Raw genomic sequence first — 26,102 nt, forward strand, 5'->3', positions numbered from 1 at the left:
GAGCGAAGCGAACCGGGGACGCCTAGTCCGGTGCAGGGGCAAGCGTTTTTGGTTACTTTTTCGGCGTTTGGAAAAAGTGACTCGCCCAGCAGGGCGAAACCAATGCTTCGGCCAGCCGGGCCAATCGAGTGTGAGCTCGGAGCGAAAGCCAGCGAGGCGCCGTGCAAGGCGCAACCTTCCGGTCGGGCTGAGAAGGGCGCTACGTCGTACGAGCAGGTCTGCGCCTGATCGCGAGCAACGACTCGGCGTCCCCCTCGGCTCCTACGAAAAGCGGTAAGAGTCGCCAACCCCATCAATACAACCACCCCTTCAACCCCTGCAGATTCCTCACCTGAATCTGCTGCGCCGCCGCATTGGCCAGCACCGTATTCGGATCGATCTGATACCGCTGCAACACGTACTGCACCAGCGCCCCTCGCGTTGCGATGCGCAGTTCACTGTCCTGCATCCCGTAGTCGGTTTCGATGATTGCCTTCTGCTCAGCGCTCAGCCGCACATCCGGCTCGATGACTACATCCACCTGCGTGTTCCAGGCCTCATCCTGCTCGGCGCTGTTCTCGCTTGGATCCATCAGATCCGGCTCGCCGCGAAACCGGCTGAGGACGAAATCGCGGAAGCCCCGGTTCTTCTCGCAATAGGCGCGCACATGCCAACGGGTGCCAGTGAATACCAGCGTGTGCGGCGCCATCACCCTGATCTCGACGTCCGGATGGGCGAGGGATACGTACTCGGTTTCCAGCCGTAGCCCTTCACGACAGGCCTTGAGAATCGGGCGTAACACCTCGGGTCGGATGCTGCGGTCGGGCATGTGCAGCACTTCTGTATGGGCATAGGCCAAGGCCAGGCCCTCAATGTGTGGGGCGCGGTCGCGGTTCTGGTCGAGCAGGTGCAGATAAGCGCTGGCGCTGCCATCAATGAACAGCGGCTCGAAGTGCTGGCTCGGCTTGTAGCCCTTCAGGTGACGGTCATATGTAAGGTTTTTCGGTGCATGTTCGTTCAGGTAGGTGTTGATGTCTTTGGAGGCCTGTTGCCGGCTGATACCAAAACTCTGCATCAGATGGCCCGTGGTCAGGCGGCCTTCCCACCAGGCAATCGTCTCGATCAACCGGTAACGCAGTGCCAGATCCCAGCGAACCTGACTGATCGATTGCTTGCGTTTCATGCGTGCCCCACCTGGTGGAAAAGTTTACGTGCGACTATCGGGTGACTCGACGTGTCGTGCGACGCTACATATATTCAGGGCGTACTTCAAGCGAGCAGATAGAGGAACGCCCATGAGCCTGTTACTGAATGCGCTGATTTTTTCGCTCACTGCCTTTACCGGGATGGCCGTGCTGGCTTGGCTTGCCTACGGTGCCAACGAACGGAAGTGATGGGTGTTTACAGTTTCGTGATCGTGGACGGTCATCCGATGAGTGGTTGGAATCCCGAGTGCAAAGCAGGGTCTTTGTTTCAGACCCAGCGCACGAGGCCCCCATGAAAACCCTGTCCCGTCACCTTGCCGAAAACTTTCCGGCTGATTACAAGACCCGCGTAGAACCGCAAGAAGACGGTTACCTTGTGGTCCGTGTCGGGTATCCGCTCAACGGCACCGAGGCCACTCGGGTGATGGCGGGCCGGCATGTTCAGAACGGTCTGCTGGTCGAGACCATCCTGGAAGACATGCGCAACGAACTGGCGCGCGTCCAGTAACTCACCTCGCTTCACCGCTACGATCTTTGGCTGTTTACCCCAAGCCGGATGCGTACGCACAGCCCTCCAAGCTCGCTCTGCTCAAGTGACAGTTCACCCCGCCAGGCGGCCAGGATATCGCGCACGATGCCAAGCCCGAGGCCGTGCCCTTCTGCGTGTTCATCGAGGCGAGTTCCGCGTTCTAGCACCGCGTCGCGACGCGCTTCGGGGATGCCCGGCCCGTCGTCATCGACCGTAATGACATAACCGGCACCAAGCTGCTCGATCTGCAGCCGCACCTCTGATCGGGCGAACTTACAGGCGTTGTCCAGCAGATTGCCGAGTAGTTCGAGCATGTCCTCGCGGTCCCACGGCAGCCGGCAGTTATCGTGCGTATGCCACCGCAAGTTGAGGTCTCGGCGATGGATCATCCTCAGCGTTTCGAACAGCGGCGCAAGCTCTTTGGCGCAATCGAAGTAGCTGCCAGGCAGGACCTCACCGGCCAGGCGAGCGCGGCCCAGTTCCCGGCTGACACGCTGTTGAATCTGTTCTAACTGTTGCTCAAGGTTGCGCTGCAGTTCTGGATGCGCTGTCAGTTCCTCGTGTCTGACCAGGCTGCCGAGCACCGCCAGCGGCGTTTTCAGCGCGTGACCGAGATTGCCCAGCGCATGACGTGAGCGTTTCAGGGTGTCGTCGGTGTGTGCCAGCAGATGATTGATCTGCTCCACGAGGGGTTGCAGCTCGACGGGTGCCTGAATGTCCAATTGCTGACGCTGCCCCTGCTGCAGCTGCGCAATCTGCTGGCGCGCGCGTTCCAGCGGGCGCATGGCGAGCTTGACCGCATAGCGTTGCAGCAGCAGTAAGACCAGGAGGGCCAGGGCGACCAATCCCAAGCCACCGAGCCTGACCTGGGCGAAGCTTTTGAGGATGGGCGTGTAATCCTGCGCCACGTTGATGGTGATGATTTGCCCGTCGCGACGATAGGTGGCTCGGTACGCCAGAAGTCGCTGATCCTGCGGGCCGTCCAACAGGTCGTCGGCCAGGCCACTGGCTGCTGGCCAGTTTGGTTCGGCGTCCCACAGTGAGCGGGATCGCCAGCTGCGGGCTGGCAAGTCGATGCGGAAATAGTGTCCGGAAAATGCACGCTGATAACGCGGGTTGAGCCGGCTCGAATCGAGCACGAACCCCTCCGGCCCCAGCACCACGGCCATCAACAGGCCTTCGGTTTCTTCCCTTAGATCGATGGCCAGGTTGCGCCGCAGGCCTGACTCGAACAACCAGAGGCTGCTCTGGACCAACAGCAGTCCAACCAGCAGCAGCACCGCTATGAGACCAACACTGAGGCTGCGCTGAATCGACTTCAAGCGGCGCCGCCGAAGCGGTAACCCTGGCCGCGGCGGGTTTCGATCAGCTCGCGACCGAGCTTGCCGCGTAACCGATTGACGTGCACTTCGATCACGTTGGAGTCGCGCTCGGTTTCGCCGTCGTAAAGATGCTCGGCCAGCTGGGTTTTCGACACCAGCTGACCGGAGTGCAACATGAAATACCGCAGCAGGCGAAACTCGCCGGCGGTCAGTTCGATGTCATGCCCATCCTTGTGGCAGCGCTGGCGTGCTTCGTCCAGCGCGACCCCGCCTGCTTGCAACAGAGGCTGGTTGGCCACGCCATGGGCGCGCCGCAACAGCGCCTGAATACGCAGCAGCAGTTCTTCAGGGTGAAACGGTTTGGTCAGGTAATCGTCGGCACCGGCCTTGAGCCCGTCTATGCGCTCGGCCCACGAGTCGCGAGCCGTCAGGATCAGCACCGGCGTTGCCAGGCCTCGCCCGCGCCAGGCGCGCAACACCTCGAGCCCCGGTTTGCCAGGCAGGCCCAGGTCCAGAACGATGAGATCGTAGGGTTCGCTGCTGCCTTGGTAGTCGGCGTCGCGACCATCGGCCAGCCAGTCGGTGGCGTAGCCTTGGCGCGTAAGGGTGGCGATCAGCTCATCGGCCAGCGGCACATTGTCTTCGACCAATAACAGGCGCATCAGTCTTCTTCATCCTTGAGCAGCCGCCCGTCACGCGCGTCCAGTTCCAGTTCGCGGGCAACGCCGTCTGCCGTCAGTAATTCGATTTCGTATACGTAGATGCCATCCTCTTCTTCCAGTTCGGCTTCCAGCAAGCGAGCGCCGGGATGGCGCTCCATTGCGTGGCGCAACAGCCGCTCCAGCGGCAGGATGAGGCCCTCGTGGCGCAGCCGCAGGGCTTCATCCTGATCGAGGTCGCGGCTCGCCGCCGGGGTGGCAGCGAGCAGCAGGGCCAGCGGAAGGGTGAAAAGAATGGCGGGTCGCATTAGTCGTCCTGATGGTCCTTGAGGACTTCGCCGGTCTTGGCGTCGAGCTCTACATCCCATTCCACACCTTTGTCGTCACGCAATTCAACCTGATAGATGTGGCGACCGTACTCTTCTTCCAGTTCAGTATCATCGATGGTGGCGCCAGGGTGCTTGGCAAGGGCGGCTTCGTTTAGTTTCTCGAACGATTGAATGGTGCCCGCATCGCGCAGTTTCAATGCTTCGTCCGGTCCCAGGTCGCGGGCCATGGCCAGGTTGGCACCAAGGGCGAGGGTGGCTGCAGTGATCAGAGTAGTCAGTGTTTTCATGGTTTCGTTTTCCTGTGTGGGTTTCGACGATTCACAGGTTACGAGGCGCGGCTTACGCGAAACTGAACGGCTGGCTGCGGCGCAAGGCGACGGTGACCGCCAGCATTTACCTCGTACGCATTGTCCAATTCAACGTACGTCTATAGGTTTCGGGAGGTCTGCCATGAAGCTGCTTCACTGCGTCACCGTGAGCCTGTCTCTGCTCGTTTCACCCGTATTCGCCCAAGACCTGCTCAAGCCGTCCACTCGGGGCGATTCGCCAACCATCAACGGCGGCCCGGCCACCGACATCGTGTCCGAACCGGTAGTGCACGCCGAAGGCCGTATTGAAGCCATCGGCCCGGACAAGGGCGTTGTGACCATCGCCCATGAGGCTGTTCCCGCTCTCAAGTGGCCGGCGGCGACGATGGATTTTCATGCCCGCCGCGAGCAGCTTGAAGGATTGAAGGTGGGTGACCACGTGCGCATCAGTTTTCAGGCAGAGGACGACGAAGCCGCGCTGGTGTCCATCGACAAGCGCTGAAACGCCTATTCCAGAGGGTTTCGGACTGAACCTTGAGCGGATGATCCGCCTCCTATGAACAGGGCCGCGGCGCGGCCCTCCATGTTCATTGAAGTAAGGATCAATCATGTATCACAAGAAAATGACTGCTGCGCTCGCTATTGCCGTACTGGGTTCCGCGAGCGGCGTTGCGCTGGCGGATGAGCCTGGCGCAGGTTGGATTACCTTCGAACAGGCCATGGAAAAGGCCAAGGCCGCCGGTTACACCGAGCTGCATAGCCTTGAAGTCGACGACAAGAGCTGGGAAGGCACCGGCCTTAAAGCCGACGGCAAGAAGTACGAGTTCCAGATGGAAGGCACGACCGGCAAAATCATGCTGGATGAGCTCGACTAATCGTCGAACTCTACAGCTCACCGCGGGCCGCCAGTTCACTGATGCGGTCTGCGGTACGGCAGGCGATGGCCTGAATGGTCAGCGACGGGTTCACCCCGCCTGAAGTGGGAAATACCGAGCCGTCGCAGACCCACAGGTTGCGGATGTCCCAGCTGCGGCAATCTGCGTCGACCACGCTGGTAGCAGGATCGCTGCCCATCCGCACGGTGCCCATCAGATGCGCCGTACCGTCCGCTTCGCTCCAGATGTTCTGCGCTCCTATGCCTTCCAGGCCTCGGCGCATGAAGTCGATGGAATGGTCCACCAGGCGTTGATCGTTATCGCCCATTGACCAGGTGACCCGCGCGATGGGTAGCCCGTACTGGTCCTTTTCTTCGGCGAGAGAGACGCGATTGCTTTCCTCTGGCAATGTTTCGCCAACGATCTTCAAGCCGACCTGATGGTTGTAGTGGGCCATTTCATCCACCAGCGCCTGACCCCAGAGCCCGTGGTTACCTGTTTGGGTAGCGGCCCATGCCGCCGGCAACGGGCCTTGGCTCATGACCGCGTAGCCGCCGTGAAAATCCTTGCCGCGGTCCTCGTAGTTCCAGTGCTCGGTGACCGCCAGCGAGGGCGGGCCCTTGTACCAGCGGATTTCTTCGTCGACGCGCCCCCAAACCGCCTGATTGGTGTGCACCATCAGATTTTTGCCGACCAGTCCGCTGCTGTTGGCCAATCCATCGGGGTAGCGCGCATTAGCCGAATTGAGCAGCAGGCGCGGCGTCTCGATGGCGTAGCCGGCAACCACTACATGCCGTGCGCGCTGGAAGCACCACTCGCCGTTGCGGTGGTAGTGCACGCCGCTGGCGAGGCCGTCGGCGTCCATTTCGATGCGGCCGACCATGGCCAGATCGCGAATCTCCGCACCAGCGTTTAACGCGCGTGGAATCCAGGTGTTCAGCACGCTCTGCTTGGCGTTGGTCGAACACCCGGTAACGCAGAAGCCGCGGTATACGCAGGGCGGAGCGTTGTCGCGTGGTGCCGAGAGGGTCGCCAGCGGCGTTGGCGACCAGTCCACGCCCATGGCTTCACAAGCCTTGGCCAGTGCCAGGCCGGAGGCGTTGACCTCGTGCTGTCGATAGGGGTAGCGGGGGCGCTTCGGTCCCCAGGGGTAACGCACCGGCCCCGCGATCTTCAGCGCCTGCTCGACCTCTTCGTAGTAATGCCACATCTCCTGCCAGCCGAGGGGCCAATCGAACCCATAGCCGAGCAGCGAACGCGCTTTGAACCACTCCGGCCGCATGCGCAGCGACACCATGGCGAAGTGCATCGTGCTGCCACCGACCGCCTTGCCGCTGTTGTTGGTGCCGAGCTTCAGCGGGTTGTCGCCATCGCAGAGGCGCTCGTCGGTCCAGAACAGCTTTTCCTGATGCGCTTCGTCCGAGGCGAACTCCTCCAGGGGTCTCCACCAGGCACCCGCGTCGAAAGCGACCACCGAGAAGCCGGCCTCGGCCAGCTTGCAGGCGAGGGTGCCGCCCCCCGCGCCGGTGCCGACGATGGCGAAGTCCACTGGCTGGTGCTCTGGGTATTCACGCATTGGCACCCAGCCATTGCGATGAAAAACGTCCGGTGCGCGACCGTTGCCGCCGCGTGGGTGGTAAAGGGCGTCGAGTAGGGAATCAGCGGACATGGCGGTTCAACTTCCTGGCTTTGGCTTCTGCGCCGGGATGGGCTTCGGCCGCTTCCCAGCCGTCGCGGCTGTCTTCGGCGAGGCGCACGTAGCCACGTGGGCTGGCCGGGCCGCCAAAGCCGAGCTCGTTCCAGGCGGTCGGGTGGCTGTAATAAGCGGCGCTGATGTCGTGCACCACGCGGTGGCTGAAGAAGACGGCGGCCGGTACGTTTTGCCAGGCGTCGCCTTTCAGTTCATCGCGCTGCATGGCGGTGATCAGCGCATCCTGCTCTGCTGCAGCCAGCTCAGCGAAGCCGCGCTGATGGCGCAGTTGCGCATCGCTGTCGAGGGCGTCGAGGCCGAGCGGCCAGGCTTGTTGCAACGGCGGCAAGCGTGCGTCACGGTAGCCATCGCCACGACCCTCAGCGACTTTGAGTTGCACCAGCGCGGCGACCGGTATTGGTGGGCGATCCTTTGGTTGCGGGACGATGCGATCACATAAGGCTTCCAGCGTGCGTCGCTGCGTCGCGCTGAAAAAAGCATTCTCGCGTGGCACAGCCAGTCGGCGATCAACGACTCGACGGCTCGGCTCGTTCCACGACGGACCCTGGCGTTTGCGCAGCACATCGTAATCGGGGTAACGGTTGCTCATCATGTCCACCATCGGTATTGAGCGAGCTCTTTTTCCTCATCCAGTAGCGAATGCGCAGCCAACCCGGCCAGCGCCAGGCCGGTGAAGCTCGGTGGTGCCGGCAGCGGCGGGCCGGCCTGCAGGTTCTGTCGCCAGTTGCGCCAGCCGCCGTTGTTACGGGCAATACCCAGGGCGTGAAACCCCGCGCCAGCGAAGCCCATGAACGCGGTAAAGCGCAGCAGCAGGCGCGATGCCCAGCGCAGCCGCTTGCGCCGCGGACTGGTCAGGGCGCTGGTGGCCAGCAGGGCGGCGGCAAGCGGCGGGGCGGTCACCGGCAGGTACATGGCCGGGTTCTGGAAAGAGCCGCGAAAGTGCAGCAGCCCGGCCTCGGCCGTAGTTCCGAGCAGCCCACCGGCAGCCATGAGTGCGACCGACTTGCCCGCAGGCAGGCCAAACACCCGCGGCACCGCATCGCCACTGACGTTGCGCAATCGCTCAGCGTAATAACCGAGCAGGCCGGACAGCACCAGGGCTGCCGGAGCGCCCAGCGGTGCAGCATAGAAGAGGTTGCCCCAACTCAGTCCGCCGGGCCGTTTGGTGACGTTGTAGAGGTGAAACCCGGTGCCGACCACCCCCGTCAGCCCGGCGAACAGGTAGACCGGATCGCGGACCTTGTGCGCGGCTGCCTTGCGATCCTGTTGACCGTGGGTGCTCGCCAGCATCGACAGCGTGGAGGTGACTAGCGGCGTGTACATGGCGTGGTTCTGGAAGTCGCCACGGTAGTGCTCCAGCGCGCTGTCCAGCGCCACCGACGTGGCCAGCAAACCCGCGCCGCGGTTCAGCGTACGCGCCGCATCGACCATGGTGCCTTCGCTCGGGCGGAACAACAGGCCGCGCCCGCGTTTCTCGTGCTTCTGCCAGCTCAGCGCCGCGACCCCCAGCGCGGTGGTCGCGCCAACAGCCAGCAGCCGGAGTTGCGTGCGTGAAACCATAAGATCCTCTTCAGATTGCGTAGCGGCGAGCATCGGCCTCGCGTAGCGTCAGGCCGTGGCCCGGCTTTGTCAGGTCCGGCGCTATCCTGCCGTTTTCAACCCGTGGCGCTCCGTCGAACAGCATGGATTCGAGCCGGACGTGATCGTGAAACCATTCCTGGTGTCGAAAGCGCGGTGCGGCGCAGCAGGCATGCAGGTGCAGCGACGGAGCGCAGTGTGCGGACAGGTCCAGGTGAAAGGCCTCGCATAGCGCGGCTGCTTGCAGAAAGCCGCTCACGCCGCCGCAGCGGGTGAGGTCCGCCTGCAGCACATCCACCGCCCCGTGCTCGGCCAGGCGGCGAAAGTCGTCCGGCGTGTAAGCGTATTCACCTGCTGCGACATCCATTGCCTGCCCGCCAGCACCAATGGCTTCACGCACCTGGCGCAGCCCGGCCAGGTCGTCGGAGCTGACCGGTTCTTCGAACCAGCCGACCTGTTGCTCGGCGATGCGGTGGGCGAAAGCGATGGCGCTGCGCGGCGTATGCGCGCCGTTCGCATCAATGAACAGCCCGGCCTCGCCAATGGTTGCCCGCGCCACCCGTACCCGCTCGGCATCGCGCTGCGCATCGGTCCCGATTTTCATCTTTACCCAGCGGCAGCCGTCCTCTTGCACCCAGCGGCTGAACTGCTCGCGCAGGCGCGCATCGTCATAGCTGGTGAAGCCGCCGCTGCCATAGACCGCGACGTGCTCACGGCGCATGCCCAGCAGTTGCGCCAGGGGCAGCTCCAGCAAGCGCGCCTTGAGGTCCCAAAGCGCCGTGTCCACCGCCGAGATCGCGCAGGCTGCGAGGCCGGAGCGGCCCAGGTTGCGCACGCTGGCCCAGAGCTGATCGTTGAGCTGGCTGATGGCGAGCGCATCGGCACCGTCGAGCAGGCCGCGAAAATGATCCGCAATCAGCCGCACCAACGATGCGTCGGCATAGGTGTAGCCCAGCCCTGTCTGCTTAGCGGCCTCTACCTCGACCACGATCAACGTGGTGGCGTTCCATTGCAGGGTGCCGTCGGCCTCGGGCGCATCGGTCGGGATGCGGTAGGCCGCCACCCGCACGTCGCGGATGGCGGCGTCCGGCCGCGCAATCATTCCCGGTCCTTGCCCTTGTCCGCTTTGTGCCCAGGCAGCACCTTGCTCAGTACCTGTTTGGCCGACTGCTTGATGATGCCGGCTTGGTCGGGATCGCCGTGCAGCAGCACGGAGGCATACTGTTTTGCCTGTTCCAGCTTGATGTGCGGTGGCAGTGGTGGGACATCCGGGTCGGTCTTGAACTCGATCACCACTGGCCGATCCGCCGCGAAGGCCTTGTCCCAGGCTGCCGCCACCTGGTCCTCCCGATCGACATAAATGCCCATCAGCCCGATGGACTCGGCGAAGCGGTGGTAGGGCACGTTGGGAATATCCTGCGACGCCTCGAATTTCGGGTCGCCCTCCATCACACGCTGTTCCCAGGTGACCTGGTTGAGGTCCTCGTTGTTGAACACGCAGCAGATCCACTGGGAGTTTTGCCATTCCTTCCAGTACTTAGCGACGGTAATCAACTCGGCCATGTTGCTCATCTGCATGGCGCCATCGCCGACCATCGCCACTACCGGGCGGTCCGGGTGGGAAAATTTTGCGGCAATGGCATAGGGCACCGCTGCACCCATCGAGGCCAGCCCGCCAGACAATGAGCCCATCATGCCGCGGCGCATCTTCACATCGCGGGCATACCAGTTGGCGCAGGACCCCGAGTCACTGGTGATGATCGAGTAATCCGGCAGCCGAGGTGACAGCTCGAAGGCGACGCGCTGCGGGTTGATCGGATTGGCCTCGACCATGGCACGTTTCTCCAGCACGCTTTCCCAGTCCATTCGCCACTCCTCGACGCGCTTGCGCCATTTGCGCTCGGTCTTCTCTTGCAGCATCGGCAGTAGCGCGCGCAGGGTTTCAGCGGAGTCGCCCTGGAGATTCACTTCCATGGGATAACGGATGCTGAGCATGTCCGCCTTGAGGTCGATCTGAACACCACGAGCTTTTCCGACCTCGGGCAGGAATTCGGAGTATGGGAAGCCCGAACCGATCATCAGCAGCGTGTCGCATTCAGTCATCAGCTTGTAGCTCGGCTCGGTGCCCAACAAGCCGATAGAACCGGTGACCCACGGCAGATCATCGGGCATCGCAGCCTTGCCGAGCAGCGCTTTGGCGACGCCGGCCCCGAGTTTCTCGGCCACGGCGATGACCTCGTCGGTAGCATTCAACGCGCCAGCGCCCACCAGAATGGCCACCTTGTCGCCCGCGTTGAGTACCTCGGCAGCGCGCTGCAGATCTGCTTCATACGGCACCATCTTCGGTCGCGTATAGCCGATGCCGGAATGCACGGCTCCGTGAGCGCGCGGTGGCTCGCTGTATTCGGCATCCTGCAGGTCGCTGGGCAGGATGATGGTGGCAACCTTGCGCTCGCCCACCGCCGTGCGGATCGCCCGGTCGATCAGGTGCCGAACCTGCGCCGGGGCACTGGCCTGCTCGACGAACGCACCGGACACATCCTTGAACAGCGCCGGCAGGTCGATTTCCTGCTGGTAGTGGCTGCCCAACGCGGTACGGGATTTCTGGCCGGTGATCGCCAGCACCGGCATATGGTCGAGACGGGCGTCGTAGAGACCGGTGATCAGATGGGCTGCACCTGGGCCGGACGTGGCGATGCAAACGCCAAGGCCTCCGGTGAATTTGGCGTCCGCTGAGGCCATGAAGGCCGCCATCTCTTCGTGTCGTGCCTGAATGAAACGGATCTTTTCATTGGAGCGATTCAACGCGCCAAACACACCGTTGATACCATCGCCGGGGTAGCCATAAATGCGACGCACACCCCATTGGTAAAGGCGTTCGATTACGTAGTCACCGACTGTCATTGCCATGAAATCCTCGCTTGGTCTGGGCGTAAGCGTTCTGACACATGGGCCTGGAGCCGTAATCCAGCTGCTGTCGTGCGCTGCGCAGCCCCTGTGCCTGGCTGTTCTAATTCTGGACCGGAGGTGTGCGGGAGGGTTTCCGACGACGGCGTTTGAACAGACGAGCGCGCACATTGCGCCGGGAGCGGACGCTGCTAGATCAGCAATCGAACAGCATCGCGACCAAAGGCTTCGTGAGGGCCGGCTGCGCTGTTGAAGTATCATGCCGGCTCTTGGTTCAGACAGTCGTTATGCCCATGCCCGCCCCAGACGCACGCAGCACACTGCATCTCCCCCTAGGCAACTGGGCGACCGTGCTCGACTGCCTGTGTGCCCATTTCCCGGCGATTGATCGCGACACCTGGGCCGATCGCTTCGCGCGAGGCCGTGTGCTCGGCGCTGGCGGGCAGCCGCTGACGGCGACGCATCCTTATCAGGTCGGGTTGAAGGTCCACTACTTCCGCGAGGTGCCGGACGAGAAGCCGATCCCCTTCGAGGAGCAGATCCTGCACCTCGACGAGCACCTGCTGGTGGCGGACAAGCCGCATTTCCTGCCGGTGATGCCGGCTGGGGATTACGTCAACGAGACCCTGCTGGCGCGCCTGAGCAAGCGGGTGGGCAATTCCAATCTGGTGCCGATCCATCGCATCGACCGGCTGACGGCCGGGCTGGTGCTCTTTTCCACCAGTCCCGACAGTCGCGGCCGCTACCAGGCGCTGTTCCGTGAACGCAAAATCGACAAACGCTACGAAGCGATCTGCCCGGCGCTGCCCGACCTCGAATTCCCGCGGTGCGAACGATTGCACATGGTCGACGGTGAACCCTTCTTCCTGATGAAGCGTGGCGATGGCGAGCCCAACAGCGAGACCCGCATCGAGGTGCTCGAAAAGCGCGGCGAGCTTTGGCGTTATGCGCTCTATCCCGTCACCGGCCGCAAGCATCAGCTGCGCCTGCAGATGGCCTCGCTGGGGGCGGGCATCTGCAACGACCCTTTCTACCCTGAGCTGCTGGAACGCGGCCGCCGCGATCAGGATGACTACGCCAACCCGCTCAAACTGCTGGCGCGTGGCCTGGAATTTCGAGATCCGCTTACTGGCGAACGGCGTTGTTTCGAGAGCTGCTTGCAGCTGGATTGGTAGACCGTTCCGCTAGCCCACGGTAGGCGGCACGGTTCTTCTGTTTGTAGGCACGAGCTTGCCCGTGGATCTGGGCTGCGGACGTCATGAGCGATAATTTGGACAATCACTCGACGCTGTAGAAACTGCGCAAGCGGCCGCGATTGCTGGCCTGCGATGCTTTTCTGGATCAAACGCTGTTTTCTGGCGCTGGCATCATTATCAAGAGCGAGGTGCTGTTACGCATCCGCACCCGCATCCATACGCTTTCGCTGATCGGCGGTCTGCCAGTGCCAAACTCAGGGAGCTGACGCGTGAGGTTCGCACCTACAGCGTTGAATTCCCGCAGTGGAAGCGCGAGGGCGCGTTTAACGCTGGCTCGCGCACACCAAAACCACCTGTCCGCGCTGCAAGATTTCCTTCGTTCGAGCCAAACCCCTTGGCCGCAGCAAGCTGCACGGTTTTTTTTGCGAGCGTTGTCAGAAACGCTACGTCGACAGTGATCAGGTCGCGGTCGAAGTGCCAGCTGACAAGGAATGAAGAACTGACGTTGTATGCTTCGCCAACTCACCACGCTGCGCTTAACCATCAGAGGCCAACCATTGATGCGAATTGTTGTACTGCCGTTTCTCGTTGCCGTGGTCGGGCCAGCTGTCGTTTACGCCAGCGAGCCGTTGCTGGAGCTGCAGGTGGGAAGCGCCAGGGTCGGGGCCGAGTACGCCCGCTCTCCCGCCGAACGTGAACGCGGCCTGATGGAACGCACCGAGCTGGCTGCCGACCACGGCATGCTGTTTCGCTTCGATGACTTTCGACGTCACTGCCTGTGGATGAAGAACACACCTTTACCGCTGTCGGCGGCGTTCATGGACGAGCAGGGACGCATTGTCGATGTGATCGATCTGAAGCCGTTGAGTAAGGCGATTCGCTGCTCAAGCGAACCGGCCCGCTATGCGCTGGAGGTCAATCAGGGCTGGTTCGAACGCAATGAGATCGAGGTTGGCGAGCGCGTGCGAGGGATACCGGGCCAGTAACGGGTCGTCCGACCATGCGCGCTGCGGTTAATCCGTTTGCGGGCTGAACGCTGGCGGTGGAAAAGGCTGTGGCCGTTTTCCACCCTACTTGGGACCGGCGCTGTGGCGGTAGGTTGGATAAACGGCTCTGCCTTATCCACCGATTGCTCCGCCGTGACGGCCATCAATCCAAGGGCAGCTCCGTCGTGCGCTTCACCTCACTCATGGCGATATGCGAGTGCGCCTCCTGCACGTGGGGGCGCTGCAACAGCTGATCGCGCAGGAAGCGTTCGTAGCTGTCGATGTCCTTGGCCACCACCTTGAGCAGGTAGTCCGATTCGCCGGCCATGGTGTGGCACTCTAGCACTTCGGGATACCCCACCACGGCGCGCTCGAATTCGTCGAGGTTGCTGCGCCCGTGGGCGGACAGCTTGATGTTGACGAACACCGTCATGTTCAGCCCGAGCTTCTTGGGATTGAGCAGGGCGACCTTGCGTTCGATCAGCCCGTCTTCTTGCATGCGGTGGATGCGCCGCCAGCACGGCGACTGCGACAACTCGACCTTCTCGGCGATCTCCGCCGCGGAGAGGTCGGCGTTGTGTTGCAGCAGCAGTAAAATCTTGCGGTCGATGCTGCTCAGCGGGGTCTGCATGGTTGTTCTCATTTTGTTGTTGTTAGTGAATGGATCATGCACGCGATAGCGCTTACACCGCAAAAGTAGAAAGAAAATCTCTCCTTGTCACAGCCAGAATTTATCGAACGCGCAACGGTGGGGTGATCCCCTGCCGGTCGCTGGCGTGGGACGGCTTACCGTGCAGCTACCCACGACCTTGTTAGGCGGACGACGTAAAGCGTCGTCCAGACTCCGATAAAAACAAACAGGAGCGCCACATGTCACTGGCCGAGATCCGCCTGGATGACAAGTACCGGCTCGCAACCGGACATCTGTACCTCACCGGCACCCAGGCGCTGACCCGCCTGCCCATGCTGCAGCATCAGCGCGACCAGGCTCAGAACCTGAATACCGGTTGCTTCATCTCCGGCTACCGCGGCTCGCCATTGGGCATGCTGGACAAGAGCCTCTGGGACGCGCGCGATTTCCTCAAGCAGAACGCCATCCATTTCCAGCCGGGCCTCAACGAGGAACTGGCGGCGACGGCGGTCTGGGGCAGCCAGCAGACCAACCTGTTTCCCGGCGCCAAATACGACGGCGTATTCGCCATGTGGTACGGCAAGGGTCCGGGCGTCGACCGCTCCGGTGACGTCTTCAAGCACGGCAACGCTGCGGGCGTTTCGCCCCATGGCGGCGTGCTGCTGCTGGCGGGTGACGACCACGGCTGCAAATCATCGACGCTGCCGCACCAGAGCGAGCACGCCTTCATCGCGGCCTCGATCCCGGTGCTGAACCCGGCCAACGTTCAGGAAATTCTCGATTACGGCATCATCGGCTGGGAGCTGTCTCGCTACTCCGGTTGCTGGGTGGCGCTCAAGACCATCGCCGAAAACGTCGATTCATCGGCCGTGGTGGAAGTCGATCCGCTACGGGTCAAGACGCGCATCCCGGACGATTTCGAACTGCCGGAAGACGGTGTGCACATTCGCTGGCCGGACCCGCCGCTGGCGCAGGAAAAACGCCTCAACCTCTACAAGATCTACGCCGCCCGCGCCTTTGCTCGCGCCAACAACCTCAACCAGGTGATGCTCGATTCGCCGAACCCGCGGTTGGGTATCATCACCACCGGCAAGTCCTACCTCGACGTACGCCAGGCGCTGGACGATCTCGGTCTCGACGAAGCGCTGTGCGCCTCGGTCGGCCTGCGGGTACTGAAGGTCGGCATGAGCTGGCCGTTGGAGCCGGTTTCGGTGCATGAATTCGCCCAGGGTCTGGACGAGATTCTGGTCGTGGAGGAAAAGCGCAGCATCCTCGAAGATCAACTCACCGGGCAGCTCTACAACTGGCCTGTGAGCAAGCGCCCGCGGGTCGTGGGGGAGTTCGACGAGCACGGCACCTCGCTGCTGCCCAACCTCAGCGAGCTGACCCCGGCGATGATCGCCCGGGTGATCGCCAAGCGCCTCGCGCCGATCTACACCAGCGACAGCATTCAGGCGCGGCTAGCCTTTCTCGCCGCCAAGGAAAAGGCCCTGGCGGCACGCAACTACGACACCGTGCGCACGCCGCATTACTGCTCCGGTTGCCCCCATAACACCTCGACCAAAGTGCCCGAAGGCAGCCGCGCTTCGGCCGGCATCGGCTGTCACTACATGGTGCAGTGGATGGATCGGCGTACCGAAACCTTTACCCAGATGGGTGGCGAGGGCGTCAACTGGATCGGCCAGGCGCCGTTCACCGATACACCGCACATGTTCCAGAACCTAGGTGACGGCACCTACTTCCATTCCGGCAGCCTGGCGGTACGGGCGGCGGTGGCCGCGGGGGTGAACATCACCTTCAAGATTCTCTACAACGATGCGGTGGCCATGACCGGTGGCCAGCCCATCGACGGCGAGCTGCGGGTCGATCAGCTCAGTCGGCAAGTCGCCGACGAAGGCGTCAAGCGCATCGCCCTGGTCAGCGACGAGCCGGACAAGTACCCGACCCGCGAGACCTTCGCGCCCATCACCAGCTTCCACCATCGCCGCGATCTGGACGCAATCCAGCGCGAGCTTCGCGAGTTCAAGGGCGTGTCGGTGATCATCTACGACCAGACCTGTGCCACCGAGAAGCGCCGTCGGCGCAAGCGCGGCAAGCTGGAAGACCCGGCCAAGCGCGCCTTCATCAACCCGGCCGTGTGTGAAGGCTGCGGCGACTGTGGCGAGAAGTCCAACTGCCTGGCCGTGATGCCGCTGGAAACCGAACTGGGGCGCAAGCGCGAGATCGACCAGAACGCCTGCAACAAGGACTTTTCCTGTGTCGAGGGCTTCTGCCCGAGCTTTGTCACAGTGCATGGCGGCGGATTGCGCAAGCCCGAAGCGGTGGCGGGTGGTATCGAGGCGGCGACATTGCCCGAGCCGCAGCACCCGCCGCTGGATCGCCCGTGGAATGTGCTGATCCCCGGCGTCGGCGGCAGCGGCGTGACCACCCTTGGCGCGCTGATGGGCATGGCGGCACATTTGGAGGGCAAGGGCTGCACAGTGCTTGACCAGGCCGGGCTGGCGCAGAAGTTTGGCCCGGTGGTGACGCACATCCGCATCGCCGCCAAGCAGGACGATATCTACGCCGTGCGCATTGCCGCCGGTGAAACCGATTTGCTGCTCGGCTGCGATTTGGTGGTCGCTGCCGGTGACGATTCGCTCACGCGCCTCAACGATCAGATCAGCCATGCGGTGATCAACAGCCACGAATCGGCGACCGCCGAATTCACCCGCAACCCCGATGCTCAGGTGCCGGGCAAAGCCATGCGCGAAGCGCTGGTCGATGCGGTGGGTGCCGAAAAGACTCACTTCATCGATGCGACTTACCTGGCCACTCGCCTGCTGGGCGATAGCATCGCCACCAACCTGTTCCTGTTGGGCTTTGCCTATCAGCAGGGTTTGTTGCCGCTGTCTGCCGAAGCCATCGAAAAGGCCATCAGCATCAACGGCGTTGCCGCGGAGTTGAACCAGCAGGCCTTCCGCTGGGGCCGCCGCGCATCGCTGGAGCGCGAAGCGGTGGAGAAACTGGCGCGTCCGGCTGAAACGGCCGAGCCCATCTGCCAGACCCTGGAAGAGATCGTCGACTGGCGGGTGGACTTCCTCACCCGTTACCAGAGCGCCGCCTATGCCAAGCGGTATCGCGACAAGGTCGAGCAGGTGCGGGCGCGGGACACCGCCGACGACCTGGCGCTCTCGAAAGCCGTGGCGCGTTACTACTTCAAGCTGCTCGCCTACAAGGACGAGTACGAGGTGGCGCGGCTGTACAGTGAGCCGGAATTCCGCCAGCAGCTCGAAGCGCAGTTCGAAGGCGACTACAAGCTGCAGTTCCATCTGGCGCCGGCCTGGTTGGCCAAGCGTGACAGCACCACCGGCGAGCCGCGCAAGCGCGAACTCGGCCCTTGGGTGCTGAACGCCTTCAACGTGCTGGCGAAGCTGAAGTTCCTGCGCGGGACGCCGCTTGACGTGTTCGGCTACGGCCATGACCGCCGTGTCGAGCGCGAGTTGATCAGCGAATACGAGCGCAATCTCGACGGGCTCCTGGCGCAACTCAAGCCGAGCAACTACCGCTCCGCTGTGGCCATCGCCGCGCTACCGGAACTGATCCGCGGTTATGGCCCGGTGAAGGAGCGCTCCATTGCCAAGGCCCGCCAGCAGGAAAAGGTGCTCAAGGAGCAGCTGAACCGCGGCGACGAGGTGCAGACCGTGCGGCTGTTCGAACCGGCGGCGTGACCGCCGTGCTCTGGGCGCTCGTCGGGTTGGGCAGCGCTGTTCGGTGGGCTAAAGCCCACCCTACAGAACCGCCCGCCGCGATGAAGACGCACTCGTAGGGTGGGCTTCAGCCCACCATTCGCCGATGGCATACGCCTCGGAGGCCCAGCTTACAAACGCGACCGGATACGCCGCACAGAACATTTTTAAGGAGCCTGGAATGACGGGCTCGCATAGAACAACAAAGAGGAATCCGAAATGTCCGTCTTCACCCACCCCGATTTCGATCACCACGAACAGGTCGTGTTTTGCCACGACAGGTCATCGGGCCTGCGCGCGATCATCGCCATCCACGACACCACGCTTGGCCCGGCGCTGGGCGGTTGCCGGATGTTCCCTTATGGCAGCGATGACGAAGCGTTGCGTGATGTGCTGCGTCTGTCTCGTGGCATGACCCTGAAATCCTCGCTGGCCGGGCTCAAGCTTGGCGGCGGCAAGGCGGTGATGATCGGCGATCCGCACACCGGCAAAAGCCAGGCGCTGCTGCATGCCATGGGCGATTTCGTCGACAGCCTCGGCGGACGCTACATCACCGCGGCCGACTCGGGCACCGGTGAGCCGGAAATGCAGGCCTTTGCCCAGCGCACCCGCCACGTCATCGGTGCCACACCGCGCACCATGCTCGACGGGACTATTGCCAGCGGCGACCCGTCGCCGTCCACGGCGCTCGGCGTGTTCGTGGGCCTGCGCGAAGCGGTGCGTCAGCGCCTCGGTCGGGACGACCTGACTGGCCTGAAGGTCGCCATCCAGGGCGTCGGGCATGTCGGGCTCGGGCTGGCGCGTCATCTCAAAGAGGCTGGCGCCGAGCTGTGGGTCTGCGACATTTTCGATGCCAATGTGCAGCAGGCCGTCGAAGAGCTGGGCGCCAACGCCGTGCGCCCGCACGACATCTACGGCCTGGACGTGGACGTGTTCGCGCCCTGCGCCATGGGCGGCATTCTCAACGCCGAAACCTTGCAGAGCCTGCGCGCCCCGGTGATCGCCGGGGCGGCGAACAACCAGCTGGCGAGCACGGAAATCGGCGTCGAACTGCAGCGTCGCAATCATCTCTACGCGCCGGATTATGCGATCAATGCCGGCGGCATCATCGACGTCTATTACCAGCGCATCGGCGGCAGCCCGGCACAGACGGACACGCACGTTCGAGGCATCGCTGAAACCCTGCGCGAGATCTTCGAGCGCGCCGCCAGCAGCGGTGAGTCCACCTCGGTCGTCGCCGATCGGCTGGCCCAGGAGCGCCTCGTCGGCCAGCACGCGGTGCAGAAGCAGCCACAGCGCCTGCAGGCGTAATGAGCATGAGGGCGGCCCAGGGCCGCCCGTTTTGTTTTCGGCAGCCCGAGCCGTTCTGCCGAGCGTGTGCAAGTCCCTGACAAAAACAACAAGCAGGAATCCGCAATGACTGACAAAAGCAGCATGGCCGCCGGTTCTCTCGGTGGTGCCTCCGTTCGTACTCAGCAAAGCACCGCGCGCGGCCTCTGGTCCTCGCGCTGGGTGTTCTTTCTGGCCGCTACCGGTTCCGCGGTCGGTCTGGGCAATATTTGGAAATTCCCCTACATCACCGGCGAGAACGGTGGCGGCGCCTTCGTGCTGGTGTATCTCGGCTGCATTCTGCTGATCGGCATTCCCTTGCTGATGGCCGAAGTCATGATCGGCCGTCGTGCTCGGCAGAACCCCGATGACGCGGTGGCGCATCTGGCCCGCGAGGCCGGCGCCAGTACCCGGTGGCGCATGGCCGGTTGGCTCGGTGGGTTGACCGGCTTTCTCATTCTCAGCTTTTACCTGGTGGTCGCCGGTTGGGCACTGTCCTACATCCCGACCACGCTCAGCGGCGCTTTCGGCGGTGTGAGTGGTGACACCAGTGGTGAGATGTTCAATGGCCTGTTGGCCAGCCCGATGCGGCTGATCGTCTGCGGCACGCTGGTGCTGGCCGCGACCATGCTGATTGTCGGCTTTGGTGTGCGTGGCGGGCTGGAGCGCTCGCTGCGGTTCCTCATGCCGGGTCTGTTCGTGCTGTTGCTCGGGCTGGTCGGCTATGCCGCGGTCACGGGCGAATTCCTGCAGGCGCTGGAATTTCTGTTTGTGCCGGATTTCTCCGCACTGACCGCCACCAGCGTGTTGATCGCGCTGGGGCATGCCTTTTTCACGCTCAGCCTCGGTGCCGGGGCGATGATGGTCTATGGCTCCTATCTGCCCGAAGGCACCTCGATTGCCAAGACCTCCGTGCTGGTGGCGCTGGCTGACACCGTCGTTGCACTGTTGGCCGGTATGGCGATCTTCCCGTTGGTGTTCGGCAACGGCCTGGAGCCGGGCGCCGGACCAGGGCTGATCTTTGTCACCCTGCCAATCGCCTTCGGTCAGATGCCGCTGGGCCAGGTGGTCGGTGGGCTGTTCTTTGTCATGCTGGTGATTGCGGCGCTGACCTCGGCCATCTCCCTGAGCGAACCGAGCATCGCCTGGATGACCGAGCGCTTCCGCATGAGCCGTACTAAGGCGGTACTGATCAGTGGCGGCCTGCTCTGGCTGCTGAGTCTGGGCAGCGTCTTCTCCTTCAACCTCTGGGCGGACTACCAGCTGTTCGGCAAGACCTTCTTTGACAGCCTCGATTATCTGACGACCAACTGGCTGATGCCCCTGGGTGGGCTGATGACTGTGCTGTTCACCGGCTGGGTGATGAAAGAGCAAACGGTACGCGACGCCATTGGAATTCGGGACGGCGGACTGTTCCGCGCCTGGTGGGTGCTGCTGCGCTTCGGCACCCCGCTGGCGATCGTGCTGGTGTTCCTCAACCTCAGCGGGCTGATTTAGCACAAGTCTTGCGCTGACCTCGGTGCCCAGCGTCCGGCGCTTGAAGAGGTGCGGTGCGGCGAGCTGTCGCACCCGATTGTCAGGTTTTCGTTACGCGGAAAATGTCGCAACCTTGCAGCCCGGCGCTCGCAAAGGGCCGTAACGAAATCCTTCCAGGCTGAGCTACCTTAAGGTGCCAGCCGCGCTACCGGCGGGCTTGTGCGGCGGGTCCGAGTGGTTTGTGATGGCGGCGGCCAAGCCACTCCTTAGGCCTTGCTGTCTGCTTTGTTCAGCAGGGCTGCCGGGATGGTCGAAGGATTTGCCCGCCACAGAGAACCACGTACTGGGAGCGTTATGAGCAGTGAAACAACCACAACGGCCGGTTCGTCGCCCACGCTGAGGCTCTACGGCTACTGGCGTTCCAGCGCCGCCTATCGCGTACGCATCGCGTTGAACCTCAAAGGCCTCGCCTTCGAAAACATGCCGGTGCATCTGGTCAAGGACGGCGGCCAGCAACGCTCGGCCGACTACAAGGCGCTCAATCCGCAGGGGCTGGTGCCCTTGTTGGTCGATGGCGACGAGCGTATCAGCCAGTCGCTGGCGATTATCGAATACCTGGAAGAGGTCTTTCCGCTTCCGGCTTTGCTGCCGGATGATCCGGCCGACCGTGCCCGGGTGCGCTCGCTGGCGCTTCATATCGCCTGTGACCTGCATCCGCTGAACAATTTGCGGGTGCTGCAGTACCTCAGCGGCCCGCTGGGCATCGGGGACGAGGCGAAACAGCAATGGATCCAGCACTGGATCCATACGGGCCTCGCCAGCGTCGAGCAGGGCTTGGCGGCCTTCGACGGCAAGCTCTCACTCGGCAAACGGCCAGGCTATCTGGAGGCATGCCTGGTGCCGCAGGTATACAATGCGCGCCGTTTTGCCTGTGACCTCAGTGCGTACCCGCGCATTTTGCAGATGACCGAGCAGTGCGAATCCCTCGAAGCCTTTGCCAACGCAGCTCCGGAGGTGCAGCCCGACGCTCAATAGGTTCATCCGCCTTGCACTCCGTCGCGCCACAAGCGCGGCGGGTTCGATTCCGTCACAGATAACAACAAACAGGTGACGCATGACCCGTGAAAAACCCAAGAACCTCTGGCTCTCCCGCTGGGGCTTCATCCTCGCCGCGACCGGCTCTGCAGTCGGCTTGGGCAACATCTGGAAATTTCCCTACATCACCGGCGAGTACGGCGGCGGCGCGTTCGTGCTGATGTACCTGGCGTGCATTCTCGCCATCGGTATTCCAGTGATGATGACCGAGATCGCCATCGGCCGTCGCGGCCGCGGCAGCCCCATCGACGCGATTGGTCGGGCGGCGCGTGAAAACGGCAGCAGCCCGTTGTGGAAAGGCGTCGGCGGCATGGCCATGGCGGCCGGCTTCCTGATTCTCTGTTTCTACGTGGTGGTCGCCGGCTGGGCCTTTGCCTATACGGTGAAGATGCTCGACGGCTCGCTCGCGGCGGGCTCCGTGGACGATCTGGCGCAGGTGTTCGAGGCGCACAACGCTAATGCCCTGCAGCTGGGTGGCTGGAGCCTCCTCGTAGCGCTGTTGACGCTGTGGATCGTCGCCAAGGGCGTGCAGGCCGGCATAGAGCGCGCGGTGCGCTGGATGATGCCGGGCCTCGCGGTGATGTTGCTGATTCTGGTGGGTTACGCCTTTACCAGTGGCGGCTTCGATCAGGGCTTCGCTTTCCTGTTCAGCTTCGACACCTCCAAGCTCACCGGTGAAGCGCTGCTGGCCGCGCTGGGCCATGCCTTCTTTACCCTGAGCCTGGCGTCCGGCGCCATCCTGACCTACGGCTCCTATATCCCGGATGGCCAGTCCATCGCCCGTACCACCTTCATGGTGGCGATTGCCGATACGGCGGTGGCGCTGCTGGCAGGGCTGGCGATCTTCCCGATCATCTTTGCCAATGGTATGGACCCGACCGCCGGGCCCGGACTGATCTTCATGAGCCTGCCGCTGGCCTTCCAGCAGATGCCGTTCGGCACGCTGTTCGGCGTGCTGTTCTTCGCCATGGTTTCGATTGCCGCGTTGACCTCGGCCATCTCGATGATCGAAGCCACGGTGGCCTACCTCAACGAGAAGCACGGCATCAGCCGCGTCAAGGCCGCCATGGGCGCGGGTGCGGTGCTGCTGGTGATCAGCCTGCTGGCGATGCTCTCGTTCAACCTGATGGCTGGCTGGACGCCGCTGGGCAAGAACTTCTTCGACTGGCTCGATTACCTGACCTCGCGCTGGATGATGCCACTGGGCGGGATCTTCATCGTGATATTTGCCGGCTATGCGCTGCGCAGCGAGATCATGCGTGAAGAGCTGGATCTGCCGCCGCTGGGGTATGCGCTCTGGCTGTTCATGGTGCGCTACGTCTGCCCGGTGCTGATCACCATGGTCTTCCTGCACGCCCTCGGCTGGCTGGGCTTCGATCCTCTGGTGCGCTGGTACTGGATTGTCGGAGCCGTGGTGGTGCTGACCCTCCTCGGTGAGGGGTTGCGCCCGCGGGTCATGCCGGCTTTGGCAGGACGCTGAGTTCGGCAATATTGCTCGCTGATTAACAAAACGGCATGCCTGCAGGGCATGCCGTTTTTGTTTGCAGGCTGATCACAGGGGCGCCCTCAAAAAGCCATGCCGCTCGTCTGAAAGCCGTAATGGTTTACGGCAAAAAGCACGGCTGGCGGGGCCTGTGGGCTGATTCGATTAGAGGGTGCCTCAAGCTTGAGCCCCTCCGGCCGAAAGCACGTGCTAGCAGGACGCTACGCAAGGAAAGGATTGCCGATTCGATCCAGACCTATCCGGACACGCGCCCATGCCTAGCCGTCTCAAATTCAGCCACAAGATTCTGTTGGCTGCGTCACTCGTCGTGATCGCGACGTTCGCCCTGTTCACGCTGTACAACGATTACCTGCAACGCAGCGCCATTCGCCAAAACCTCCAGCGTTATCTGGACGAGATGGGCGAGGTGACTGCGCACAACATTCAAAACTGGCTGTCCGGCCGCATTCTGCTGGTCGAAAGCGCCGCACAGTCGATTGCCAACGACGATTCGGACGCCGGTGTGGTCGATCTGCTGGAGCAGCGGGCACTGACCTCGACCTTCAACTTCACCTATCTGGGCGAGCAGAGCGGCCGTTTCACCATGCGTCCGGAAGACGAGATGCCTGCCAACTACGACCCTCGCGTTCGGCCCTGGTACAAGGACGCGGTGTCCGCCGGCGGTACAACCCTGACCGAACCCTATGTCGATGCGGCTACCGGAGAGCTGGTCATTACCATTGCCACACCGGCACAAAGCGCCGGTCAGACCGTCGGTGTGGTGGGTGGTGATCTGGGGTTGAAGGCATTGGTGGAGATCATCAATGCGCTGGACTTCCAGGGCATGGGCTATGCCTTCCTGGTCAGCGGTGACGGCAAGGTGCTGGTCCATCCCGACAAGAACAAGGTGATGAAGACCCTGGCTGAGCTCTATCCAGAGAGCACGCCGTCGCTGACCAGTGGCTACAGCGAGGCAGAACTCGACGGTGAAAAGCGCATCCTCAGCTTTAGCCCCGTCCCTGGCCTGCCCTCGGTGACCTGGTATGTCGGTGTATCGGTGTCCAAGGAAAAAGCCTACGCCGCGCTGTCCAGCTTCCGTACCACAGCGTTGTTGGCCACGGTGATTGCCGTGGTGTTCATCCTGGTGTTGCTGGGCATGCTCATTCGCGTGCTGATGCGCCCGTTGACCGACATGGGTCGGGCCATGGCCAACATTGCAGAAGGCGAGGGCGATCTGACCCGCCGCTTGATCGTGCAATCGCAGGACGAATTTGGTGTGCTGGCAATGGCCTTCAACCGTTTCGTAGAGCGTATCCACGGCTCCATCCGGGAAGTGTCATCGGCGACCGAGCAGGTCAACGAAGTGGCGCAGCGCGTGCTGGCCGCCTCCAACTCCTCGATGATCAACTCCGACGAGCAGTCCAGCCGCACCAACAGTGTGGCCGCCGCGATCAACCAGCTCGGCGCCGCCGCGCAGGAGATCGCCCGCAACGCAGCCGACGCTTCGCAGCAGGCCAGCGGTGCCAGCCACCAGGCCGAAGACGGCCTCAAGGTGGTCGAGCGCAACATCGAGGCGATGAAGCAGCTGTCGAACAATATCAGTGCCTCCTGCCAGCAGATCGAGGCCCTCAATAGTCAGACCGTTGGCATCGGCCAGATACTTGATGTGATCAAGGGCATCTCCGAACAGACCAACCTGCTGGCGCTGAACGCTGCTATTGAAGCGGCGCGTGCCGGTGAAGCCGGGCGGGGTTTTGCGGTGGTCGCCGATGAAGTGCGCAGCCTGGCGCACCGCACCCAGACCTCGGCGCAAGAGATCCACGGCATGATCGAGAAGCTGCAGGTCGGTGCCCGCGACTCGGTGAGCACCATGACCGAGAGTCAGCGCCAGAGCGAGGCCAGCGTCGGCATTGCCAACCAGGCCGGCGAGCGCCTGGGCAGTGTGACTCTGAGCATCGGTGAGATCGACGCGATGAACCAGTCGGTGGCCACTGCGACCGAGGAGCAGACCTCGGTGATCGAGTCGCTGAACATGGACATCACCGAGATCAACACGCTGAATCAGGAGGGCGTGGAGAACCTGCAGTCCACGTTGCGGGCCTGTGGTGATCTGGAACAGCAGGCGGCGCGGTTGAAGCAGTTGGTGGGGAGTTTTCGGATATGATCCGGGGTTGATGAAAAGGGCGCTTCGGCGCCCTTTTTGTTTTGACGAGTTTGCGTTGCCGCGGGCGTTGGGGACACCGAGTCCCTGGTGCGAATTTTTGTGCTGCGGGCCCGCGTGGTTAGCCGATTGATTGGGTTGTTTTGGGCATTGGTTTCGCCCTGCTGGGCGAGTCACTTTTTCCAAACGCGGAAAAAGTAACCAAAAACGCTTGCCCCTGCATCCGGCCCCGGCTGCGCCGGGGTTCCCTCGCTCCGGCGACGTTCCAGGGGCCCGCCGCCAAGGGCCATCCCTGGCCCATCGCGGCTCTCGCGGCATCCATGCCGCTCAACCCCTTCCACGCCACCTGCGCTCGGCCTCCTAAAAGGGGCGATTCGATGGTGTCTGATAGGCCGTGCAACGAAGCGGTTGTGCGAGTTTTCTAGACGATAAGAAGTGTGGGTAACGCGAAGCTTACCCACCGATTTTTGAGTGCAACGTTCGAGACCAGTCGCTACGAGGCTGACGGGGCTCGGGACCGAGTCGTCTGGGCGTTTTCAACAGCAACGAAGCGCCTTCCTCACTTAAGGGCGAACAGTCTCGTAGGATGGGTGCAACCCATCGAACTCTTGCGAT

General features: G+C 62.7%; 22 protein-coding genes. 11 read left to right on the forward strand and 11 right to left on the reverse strand.

Translation table 11 applies throughout. From position 1 onward, the window contains the following. Positions 1-292: 292 nt before the first annotated feature. A complete protein-coding gene (locus AAGW23_RS14175; protein WP_342407058.1) occupies positions 293-1,162 on the reverse strand; it encodes a helix-turn-helix transcriptional regulator in 870 nt (289 codons plus the stop codon). Between the two features lie 314 nt (positions 1,163-1,476). Between AAGW23_RS14175 and AAGW23_RS14180 the strand changes: the two genes are divergently transcribed. Then, positions 1,477-1,692, forward strand: coding sequence for a hypothetical protein (locus AAGW23_RS14180; RefSeq protein WP_102837874.1), 216 nt, complete (start codon positions 1,477-1,479; stop codon positions 1,690-1,692). A gap of 17 nt (positions 1,693-1,709) precedes the next feature. Here AAGW23_RS14180 and AAGW23_RS14185 read toward each other — a convergent pair whose 3' ends face one another. From AAGW23_RS14185 to AAGW23_RS14200, 4 genes are read right to left on the reverse strand one after another with little or no spacing between them, the layout of a single operon-like run. Continuing rightward, a complete protein-coding gene (locus tag AAGW23_RS14185; protein WP_342407059.1) occupies positions 1,710-3,035 on the reverse strand; it encodes a sensor histidine kinase in 1,326 nt (441 codons plus the stop codon). Then, a complete protein-coding gene (locus AAGW23_RS14190; RefSeq protein WP_342407060.1) occupies positions 3,032-3,697 on the reverse strand; it encodes a response regulator transcription factor in 666 nt (221 codons plus the stop codon). Before AAGW23_RS14190 ends, AAGW23_RS14185 begins: the two co-directional genes overlap by 4 nt. Beyond that, positions 3,697-4,002 carry a PepSY domain-containing protein gene (locus tag AAGW23_RS14195; protein WP_342407061.1) on the reverse strand — a complete coding sequence of 102 codons (306 nt, stop codon included), beginning with the start codon at positions 4,000-4,002 and terminating at the stop codon, positions 3,697-3,699. Before AAGW23_RS14195 ends, AAGW23_RS14190 begins: the two co-directional genes overlap by 1 nt. Continuing rightward, positions 4,002-4,310: a PepSY domain-containing protein gene (locus AAGW23_RS14200; RefSeq protein WP_148926840.1), complete on the reverse strand. Its 309-nt coding sequence runs from the start codon at positions 4,308-4,310 to the stop codon at positions 4,002-4,004. The genes AAGW23_RS14195 and AAGW23_RS14200 overlap by 1 nt, the downstream gene beginning before the upstream one ends. Before the next feature lie 163 nt (positions 4,311-4,473). Here AAGW23_RS14200 and AAGW23_RS14205 point away from each other — a divergent pair, with 163 nt between their 5' ends. Further along, a complete protein-coding gene (locus AAGW23_RS14205; RefSeq protein WP_342407062.1) occupies positions 4,474-4,833 on the forward strand; it encodes a copper-binding protein in 360 nt (119 codons plus the stop codon). Between the two features lie 106 nt (positions 4,834-4,939). Beyond that, on the forward strand, positions 4,940-5,206 hold the full coding sequence (locus AAGW23_RS14210; RefSeq protein WP_342407063.1) for a PepSY domain-containing protein: 267 nt from the start codon (positions 4,940-4,942) through the stop codon (positions 5,204-5,206). Between the two features lie 10 nt (positions 5,207-5,216). Here the strand turns inward: AAGW23_RS14210 and AAGW23_RS14215 are convergent, their stop codons facing one another. The 5 genes from AAGW23_RS14215 to AAGW23_RS14235 are packed head-to-tail and all read right to left on the reverse strand — an operon-like array spanning position 5,217 to position 11,405. Next, positions 5,217-6,875 carry a GMC family oxidoreductase gene (locus AAGW23_RS14215; protein WP_342407064.1) on the reverse strand — a complete coding sequence of 553 codons (1,659 nt, stop codon included), beginning with the start codon at positions 6,873-6,875 and terminating at the stop codon, positions 5,217-5,219. Next, the gene (locus AAGW23_RS14220) at positions 6,865-7,506 is read right to left on the reverse strand and encodes a gluconate 2-dehydrogenase subunit 3 family protein (protein ID WP_342407065.1); all 642 of its coding nucleotides are present in this window, start codon (positions 7,504-7,506) and stop codon (positions 6,865-6,867) included. The genes AAGW23_RS14215 and AAGW23_RS14220 overlap by 11 nt, the downstream gene beginning before the upstream one ends. Continuing rightward, entirely contained in the window at positions 7,506-8,477 is a 972-nt protein-coding gene (locus AAGW23_RS14225) for a hypothetical protein (RefSeq protein WP_342407066.1), read from the reverse strand. Before AAGW23_RS14225 ends, AAGW23_RS14220 begins: the two co-directional genes overlap by 1 nt. Before the next feature lie 10 nt (positions 8,478-8,487). Next, positions 8,488-9,597 carry an enolase C-terminal domain-like protein gene (locus AAGW23_RS14230; protein WP_342407067.1) on the reverse strand — a complete coding sequence of 370 codons (1,110 nt, stop codon included), beginning with the start codon at positions 9,595-9,597 and terminating at the stop codon, positions 8,488-8,490. Beyond that, on the reverse strand, positions 9,594-11,405 hold the full coding sequence (locus tag AAGW23_RS14235) for a thiamine pyrophosphate-requiring protein (RefSeq protein WP_342407068.1): 1,812 nt from the start codon (positions 11,403-11,405) through the stop codon (positions 9,594-9,596). Before AAGW23_RS14235 ends, AAGW23_RS14230 begins: the two co-directional genes overlap by 4 nt. Positions 11,406-11,695: 290 nt before the next feature. Here AAGW23_RS14235 and AAGW23_RS14240 point away from each other — a divergent pair, with 290 nt between their 5' ends. Then, positions 11,696-12,577, forward strand: a complete 882-nt coding sequence (locus tag AAGW23_RS14240) for a pseudouridine synthase (RefSeq protein ID WP_342407069.1) — start codon at positions 11,696-11,698, stop codon at positions 12,575-12,577. Between the two features lie 581 nt (positions 12,578-13,158). Continuing rightward, on the forward strand, positions 13,159-13,584 hold the full coding sequence (locus AAGW23_RS14245; RefSeq protein ID WP_342407070.1) for a DUF192 domain-containing protein: 426 nt from the start codon (positions 13,159-13,161) through the stop codon (positions 13,582-13,584). A gap of 163 nt (positions 13,585-13,747) precedes the next feature. Here AAGW23_RS14245 and AAGW23_RS14250 read toward each other — a convergent pair whose 3' ends face one another. Continuing rightward, the gene (locus AAGW23_RS14250; RefSeq protein WP_102847059.1) at positions 13,748-14,215 is read right to left on the reverse strand and encodes an Lrp/AsnC family transcriptional regulator; all 468 of its coding nucleotides are present in this window, start codon (positions 14,213-14,215) and stop codon (positions 13,748-13,750) included. 239 nt (positions 14,216-14,454) lie between these two features. Here AAGW23_RS14250 and AAGW23_RS14255 point away from each other — a divergent pair, with 239 nt between their 5' ends. From AAGW23_RS14255 to AAGW23_RS14280, 6 genes are all read left to right on the forward strand, one after another. Then, the gene (locus tag AAGW23_RS14255) at positions 14,455-17,925 is read left to right on the forward strand and encodes an indolepyruvate ferredoxin oxidoreductase family protein (protein WP_342407071.1); all 3,471 of its coding nucleotides are present in this window, start codon (positions 14,455-14,457) and stop codon (positions 17,923-17,925) included. 237 nt (positions 17,926-18,162) lie between these two features. After that, entirely contained in the window at positions 18,163-19,254 is a 1,092-nt protein-coding gene (locus AAGW23_RS14260) for a Glu/Leu/Phe/Val dehydrogenase dimerization domain-containing protein (protein ID WP_342407072.1), read from the forward strand. Positions 19,255-19,359: 105 nt separating this feature from the next. Continuing rightward, positions 19,360-20,769, forward strand: coding sequence for a sodium-dependent transporter (locus AAGW23_RS14265; RefSeq protein ID WP_342407073.1), 1,410 nt, complete (start codon positions 19,360-19,362; stop codon positions 20,767-20,769). A gap of 333 nt (positions 20,770-21,102) precedes the next feature. Beyond that, positions 21,103-21,783: a maleylacetoacetate isomerase gene (gene maiA, locus AAGW23_RS14270; RefSeq protein ID WP_342407074.1), complete on the forward strand. Its 681-nt coding sequence runs from the start codon at positions 21,103-21,105 to the stop codon at positions 21,781-21,783. Positions 21,784-21,862: 79 nt separating this feature from the next. Next, positions 21,863-23,323, forward strand: coding sequence for a sodium-dependent transporter (locus AAGW23_RS14275; RefSeq protein ID WP_200638370.1), 1,461 nt, complete (start codon positions 21,863-21,865; stop codon positions 23,321-23,323). A 277-nt stretch (positions 23,324-23,600) separates the two neighbouring features. Next, entirely contained in the window at positions 23,601-25,490 is a 1,890-nt protein-coding gene (locus AAGW23_RS14280) for a methyl-accepting chemotaxis protein (RefSeq protein ID WP_200638371.1), read from the forward strand. Positions 25,491-26,102 lie beyond the last annotated feature (612 nt).

Origin of the sequence: Stutzerimonas chloritidismutans (genome assembly GCF_038562055.1) — a bacterium.
Classification (GTDB): domain Bacteria; phylum Pseudomonadota; class Gammaproteobacteria; order Pseudomonadales; family Pseudomonadaceae; genus Stutzerimonas; species Stutzerimonas chloritidismutans_A.

What these genes read in the sequence shown, in the direction of transcription:
- AAGW23_RS14175 (WP_342407058.1), bottom strand. Translation starts at nt 1,162, where the DNA reads ATGAAACGCAAGCAATCGATCAGTCAGGTTCGCTGGGATCTGGCACTG.
- AAGW23_RS14180 (WP_102837874.1), top strand. Translation starts at nt 1,477, where the DNA reads ATGAAAACCCTGTCCCGTCACCTTGCCGAAAACTTTCCGGCTGATTAC.
- AAGW23_RS14190 (WP_342407060.1), bottom strand. Translation starts at nt 3,697, where the DNA reads ATGCGCCTGTTATTGGTCGAAGACAATGTGCCGCTGGCCGATGAGCTG.
- AAGW23_RS14195 (WP_342407061.1), bottom strand. Translation starts at nt 4,002, where the DNA reads ATGCGACCCGCCATTCTTTTCACCCTTCCGCTGGCCCTGCTGCTCGCT.
- AAGW23_RS14200 (WP_148926840.1), bottom strand. Translation starts at nt 4,310, where the DNA reads ATGAAAACACTGACTACTCTGATCACTGCAGCCACCCTCGCCCTTGGT.
- AAGW23_RS14205 (WP_342407062.1), top strand. Translation starts at nt 4,474, where the DNA reads ATGAAGCTGCTTCACTGCGTCACCGTGAGCCTGTCTCTGCTCGTTTCA.
- AAGW23_RS14210 (WP_342407063.1), top strand. Translation starts at nt 4,940, where the DNA reads ATGTATCACAAGAAAATGACTGCTGCGCTCGCTATTGCCGTACTGGGT.
- AAGW23_RS14215 (WP_342407064.1), bottom strand. Translation starts at nt 6,875, where the DNA reads ATGTCCGCTGATTCCCTACTCGACGCCCTTTACCACCCACGCGGCGGC.
- AAGW23_RS14220 (WP_342407065.1), bottom strand. Translation starts at nt 7,506, where the DNA reads ATGAGCAACCGTTACCCCGATTACGATGTGCTGCGCAAACGCCAGGGT.
- AAGW23_RS14225 (WP_342407066.1), bottom strand. Translation starts at nt 8,477, where the DNA reads ATGGTTTCACGCACGCAACTCCGGCTGCTGGCTGTTGGCGCGACCACC.
- AAGW23_RS14230 (WP_342407067.1), bottom strand. Translation starts at nt 9,597, where the DNA reads ATGATTGCGCGGCCGGACGCCGCCATCCGCGACGTGCGGGTGGCGGCC.
- AAGW23_RS14235 (WP_342407068.1), bottom strand. Translation starts at nt 11,405, where the DNA reads ATGGCAATGACAGTCGGTGACTACGTAATCGAACGCCTTTACCAATGG.
- AAGW23_RS14240 (WP_342407069.1), top strand. Translation starts at nt 11,696, where the DNA reads ATGCCCGCCCCAGACGCACGCAGCACACTGCATCTCCCCCTAGGCAAC.
- AAGW23_RS14245 (WP_342407070.1), top strand. Translation starts at nt 13,159, where the DNA reads ATGCGAATTGTTGTACTGCCGTTTCTCGTTGCCGTGGTCGGGCCAGCT.
- AAGW23_RS14250 (WP_102847059.1), bottom strand. Translation starts at nt 14,215, where the DNA reads ATGCAGACCCCGCTGAGCAGCATCGACCGCAAGATTTTACTGCTGCTG.
- AAGW23_RS14255 (WP_342407071.1), top strand. Translation starts at nt 14,455, where the DNA reads ATGTCACTGGCCGAGATCCGCCTGGATGACAAGTACCGGCTCGCAACC.
- AAGW23_RS14260 (WP_342407072.1), top strand. Translation starts at nt 18,163, where the DNA reads ATGTCCGTCTTCACCCACCCCGATTTCGATCACCACGAACAGGTCGTG.
- AAGW23_RS14265 (WP_342407073.1), top strand. Translation starts at nt 19,360, where the DNA reads ATGACTGACAAAAGCAGCATGGCCGCCGGTTCTCTCGGTGGTGCCTCC.
- maiA (WP_342407074.1), top strand. Translation starts at nt 21,103, where the DNA reads ATGAGCAGTGAAACAACCACAACGGCCGGTTCGTCGCCCACGCTGAGG.
- AAGW23_RS14275 (WP_200638370.1), top strand. Translation starts at nt 21,863, where the DNA reads ATGACCCGTGAAAAACCCAAGAACCTCTGGCTCTCCCGCTGGGGCTTC.
- AAGW23_RS14280 (WP_200638371.1), top strand. Translation starts at nt 23,601, where the DNA reads ATGCCTAGCCGTCTCAAATTCAGCCACAAGATTCTGTTGGCTGCGTCA.